This is a genomic window from Pseudoalteromonas sp. 2CM28B (assembly GCF_023161935.1).
This window is the reverse complement of sequence record NZ_JALNTH010000089.1, coordinates 1-2,369: the sequence shown is the minus strand read 5'-3', so window position 1 is coordinate 2,369 and position 2,369 is coordinate 1. Positions and strand designations below refer to the sequence as shown.

Below are 2,369 nucleotides of genomic sequence, written 5' to 3'. Positions count from 1 at the left end.
TACGAAAGCGTGGGGAGCAAACAGGATTAGATACCCTGGTAGTCCACGCCGTAAACGATGTCTACTAGAAGCTCGGAGCCTCGGCTCTGTTTTTCAAAGCTAACGCATTAAGTAGACCGCCTGGGGAGTACGGCCGCAAGGTTAAAACTCAAATGAATTGACGGGGGCCCGCACAAGCGGTGGAGCATGTGGTTTAATTCGATGCAACGCGAAGAACCTTACCTACACTTGACATACAGAGAACTTACCAGAGATGGTTTGGTGCCTTCGGGAACTCTGATACAGGTGCTGCATGGCTGTCGTCAGCTCGTGTTGTGAGATGTTGGGTTAAGTCCCGCAACGAGCGCAACCCCTATCCTTAGTTGCTAGCAGGTAATGCTGAGAACTCTAAGGAGACTGCCGGTGATAAACCGGAGGAAGGTGGGGACGACGTCAAGTCATCATGGCCCTTACGTGTAGGGCTACACACGTGCTACAATGGCGCATACAGAGTGCTGCGAACTCGCGAGAGTAAGCGAATCACTTAAAGTGCGTCGTAGTCCGGATTGGAGTCTGCAACTCGACTCCATGAAGTCGGAATCGCTAGTAATCGCATATCAGAATGATGCGGTGAATACGTTCCCGGGCCTTGTACACACCGCCCGTCACACCATGGGAGTGGGTTGCTCCAGAAGTAGATAGTCTAACCCTCGGGAGGACGTTTACCACGGAGTGATTCATGACTGGGGTGAAGTCGTAACAAGGTAGCCCTAGGGGAACCTGGGGCTGGATCACCTCCTTATACGATTTAGAACTTATTTGTTCGTAGTGTCCACACAGATGATTGTTAGTTAGTTTTACCCTTTGGATTTAACTGATTAATATGCTCTTTAAAAATTTGGAAAAGCTGATAATAAAATTCGTATGAATAACACTGTTATTTGTACAGAGTTTTCAAAAGTAAAAAAGAATGATAGCAGTATCATTCAGTGCCAATTTAATCATTTATGATTAATTGGTATCTACTTTAGTATTCAATATTAACTTCTGGCGAAGTTAAACTGTCACATAACAAAGACCCGTTTGGGTTGTATGGTTAAGTGACTAAGCGTACACGGTGGATGCCTTGGCAGTTGGAGGCGATGAAGGACGTATTAACTTGCGATAAGCCTAGTCAAGCTAGTAAAAAGCGCTTGAGACTAGGATTTCCGAATGGGGAAACCCACCTGCTTGCAGGTATCGTTAGCTGAATACATAGGTTAACGAGGCGAACGCGGAGAACTGAAACATCTAAGTACCCGTAGGAAAAGAAATCAACCGAGATTCCGATAGTAGCGGCGAGCGAAATCGGAACAGCCCTTAAGCTTATTATGTGTTAATGGAAGGCTCTGGAAAGTGCCACGATACAGGGTGATAGTCCCGTACATGAAAAGACATTTTAAGTGAAATCGAGTAGGTCGGAGCACGTGAAACTTTGACTGAATATAGGTGGACCATCATCTAAGGCTAAATACTCCCAACTGACCGATAGTGAACCAGTACCGTGAGGGAAAGGCGAAAAGAACCCCTGTGAGGGGAGTGAAATAGAACCTGAAACCGTGTACGTACAAGCAGTAGGAGCCTACTTGTTAGGTGACTGCGTACCTTTTGTATAATGGGTCAGCGACTTATATTTTGTAGCGAGGTTAACCGATTAGGGTAGCCGTAGGGAAACCGAGTCTTAACTGGGCGAATAGTTGCAAGGTATAGACCCGAAACCCGGTGATCTAGCCATGGGCAGGTTGAAGGTTGAGTAACATCAACTGGAGGACCGAACCCACTAACGTTGAAAAGTTAGGGGATGACCTGTGGCTAGGAGTGAAAGGCTAATCAAACCGGGAGATAGCTGGTTCTCCCCGAAATCTATTTAGGTAGAGCCTCGGACGAATACTTACGGGGGTAGAGCACTGTTAAGGCTAGGGGGTCATCCCGACTTACCAACCCTTTGCAAACTCCGAATACCGTAAAGTAATATCCGGGAGACACACGGCGGGTGCTAACGTCCGTCGTGAAGAGGGAAACAACCCAGACCGCCAGCTAAGGTCCCAAAGTCATAGTTAAGTGGGAAACGATGTGGAAAGGCCCAGACAGCCAGGAGGTTGGCTTAGAAGCAGCCATCCTTTAAAGAAAGCGTAATAGCTCACTGGTCGAGTCGGTCTGCGCGGAAGATGTAACGGGGCTAAACTATGCACCGAAGCTGCGGATTCATCTTAGGATGAGTGGTAGGGGAGCGTTCTGTAAGCGGTTGAAGGTGTACCGGGAGGTATGCTGGACGTATCAGAAGTGCGAATGCTGACATGAGTAACGATAATGCGGGTGAAAAACCCGCACGCCGGAAGACCAAGGGTTCC

At 47.8% G+C, this 2,369-nt stretch carries 2 rRNA genes; both read left to right on the top strand.

Annotated features, from left to right (window positions below):
• Positions 1–781, top strand: a 16S ribosomal RNA gene (locus tag MTN96_RS36705); the annotation flags it as partial.
• A 292-nt stretch (positions 782–1,073) separates the two neighbouring features.
• Positions 1,074–2,369 (top strand): 23S ribosomal RNA (locus tag MTN96_RS36700); the annotation flags it as partial.